Here is a 2,567-nt window from a genome sequence, read left to right on the forward strand (position 1 = left end):
ATCGTTGTTTGCACGTCTATATTTTGATAGGTTGAAAGATCTAAATAGCGTACCAAAGGCTCCAAGGCAAACTGGTTACGAAAGAGATATGCTTTATAGCTCCAATTCTCACTGCTATAAAGATAACCTAAACGAAGCTGCAAGAGTGAATCATCCTCTATGCCTCCATCGCGTCCTATATGGTTATAAGATATACCAAACGTCAACAACTCTTGAGGAGTTAGTCTGTATTGGTCTTGAAAAAAGAGCGTACCTACTCTCTCTTCAGTGAAGGGAGTGGTTAATGCGTCTTGCCCATTATTTTCAAAAGAGTCAAGCTTTTTGAGCCTGCCCTTTATTCCGGCTGTAAGGTGATGATCTTCTATCGTTTCCTTATATGTCAGTTCTGCTGTATAAGTGCTGTTCTTGTATTTCCCGTAAAAAGTGTTTGAACCCAAAGCATCAGCCCAAGCCAAAGGAAACTCATCTGCCTGTGCCATATCGGTCTTGAGCCACTCATAAACAAACTGTGCACGCCAATGCTCACTTAAGTCAATACCGTAATCCATGTGCACATTCAAATAATCAATTTCGGACTCTAAAGGGGTAGCATCCCAGCTCATACCCGCAAGACTATCAGTATTCTTCTTCATTACTTGTAAGTGAAAAATTTGATCTTCCGTTTTTATATAAGAAAAAAGTTGTGTTCGTTCAAAATCTCTACTTAAAGGAGTGGACGTTCCATTGGGCACAGTTTCTCGATTATCATCTGTATGAGAGAAGTTTATCATATACGAATAATCATCTTTTTGTCCGCCATAACTAATACTTTGGGAATTGTAACCCCTGCTTCCTACTGAAAGATCCAACTTCCCGCCAGGGTCTCGATTTGGATCCTTAGAATAGAGAAAAATGGTAAGATATGCAGGTTCGGTTGCCGTTTCAAAAGAGGGCGTCATATAGTAAAACTCTATATGGTCAACAAAATCAATGTTCACATCCCCATAAAGCATCAATCCACTACCCATCCAGCCTTGGGTGATCTCTACACCATCAACATAAAGACGGACAAAATTACTTCTGTAGGCTTCAAATGCTCCTGATGTTAAAGGATCTGGTAATGCATATCTATTTTCATGATAGTAAATCATAGGTGTGGTTTTAAACACATCTTTAAGTGTTTTGGCATGCATCTTTTCCAGTTTTTCTCTGGTGAAAAGTATCAAATGCCCTTTGTTTTCATCAATCGTTTTTTGGCTTAAATCATTTTTCTTATTGTACTCTTGTAAAATACTATCTATATTCTCTGCATAAACCATATTTGAAGAGAGTAACCATAAAAAAAGCAAACCCTTCTGTATCACACCTTGTCCAAAAAAATTACTCATCTTTTATCCATTGCCTACAAATTATTTTTAATTATATCCAAGTTTTTTATAAGCATCTCCAATTAGATTAAATATACCAAACTAATGTAAAAAAATGCCAAAAGACTTTTTAGCAACATATAACGAAAAAAATCCTATACTTTATATATCGTGATAATTAAGGATATTTAGTGCTTACAAAAGCTTTTCACCTCTTGACGGAAGAATATTCTATTGTCCTTGCCACAACAGCAGAACATATACAAGCAGTAAAAGATATAAGAGCAGAAGTCTTTGTTGCAAGACTGGAAATGTCTTATGAAGAGTTGGACGCGCGTAATTTTCTCATAAATAAAGATGACAGACAGTCATTTATTTATCTTCTACAGCATAAAATAACAAAAACATATGTCGGATCAGTAAGAGTTATTTTTATTAATGAACATACACCGGTTCAGATAATGCCTATGCAAAGAGATGGTAAAGTTGAAGGCATTGATCATTTAACCAAAGATCTACCTATTTGTGAGATCTCTCGTTTGGCTCTCATAAAAACGCTTCCAGAACATGAAGATTTTTCTATGACCCAATTAAGAACGCTTCTGTCAATGGCTCTTATGAGTGCAACAAGAATCAACTTTTTTCTTTATCATTACTCTAGAATTTTTGCCATCATGGAACATTCATTACATCGTATTTTAAAAAGACAAAGTGTTGCATTTGAACCCATAGGTGATGCAGTAGATTATTATGGAGTAAGATTTCCATTTGTTATTAAAAAAGAAAATTATTTAATTGCAGGTAAAAAAACAGAGGATACTATGGGACAACTCACCAGGTACTACCTTAAAGAACTCTGTAAGAATCCAGAATCCTTTTGGCAATTCATAGATAACAATCCTTATTTGGAACGTTCAGACATTCAACTTGATCGAATTTCTCAACTATTCAAAAAATTTGGTGATGAAGTCAGTATGGAAGATTTACTAGGCATGAACGAACTGACTAAAGCAGTTTAACGCTTTACTCTATATATCACTGCATACATCAAAGGAACGTAGTAGAGATTTAGCACAGTCGCCCAAGCAATACCAAACCCTAGTGAAATAGCCATTGGCTGAAGAATAAGTGCTTGTCCTGACGCAAAGAACATCAATGTAAATAATCCCAATATCGTTGTAACAGATGTCAATAAAATAGGACGAAGCCTCTGTATGGCCC

At 35.8% G+C, this 2,567-nt stretch carries 3 protein-coding genes; 1 reads left to right on the top strand and 2 read right to left on the bottom strand.

Features of this window, described 5'->3' with window-relative positions; translation table 11 throughout:
- The coding region (locus tag WBM70_RS09800; protein ID WP_424558330.1) for a TonB-dependent receptor plug domain-containing protein at positions 1 to 1,367 on the bottom strand (1,367 nt) is incomplete at its 3' end.
- Between the two features lie 170 nt (positions 1,368 to 1,537).
- Here WBM70_RS09800 and WBM70_RS09805 point away from each other — a divergent pair.
- A complete protein-coding gene (locus WBM70_RS09805) occupies positions 1,538 to 2,365 on the top strand; it encodes a hypothetical protein (protein WP_424558331.1) in 828 nt (275 codons plus the stop codon).
- Here the strand turns inward: WBM70_RS09805 and WBM70_RS09810 are convergent.
- A partial coding sequence (locus WBM70_RS09810) for an efflux RND transporter permease subunit (protein WP_424558332.1) occupies positions 2,362 to 2,567 on the bottom strand: 206 nt, incomplete at its 5' end. The two genes, WBM70_RS09805 and WBM70_RS09810, sit on opposite strands and share 4 nt — an antisense overlap.

This window comes from Sulfurovum sp. (assembly GCF_049668085.1).
Lineage (GTDB): Bacteria > Campylobacterota > Campylobacteria > Campylobacterales > Sulfurovaceae > Sulfurovum.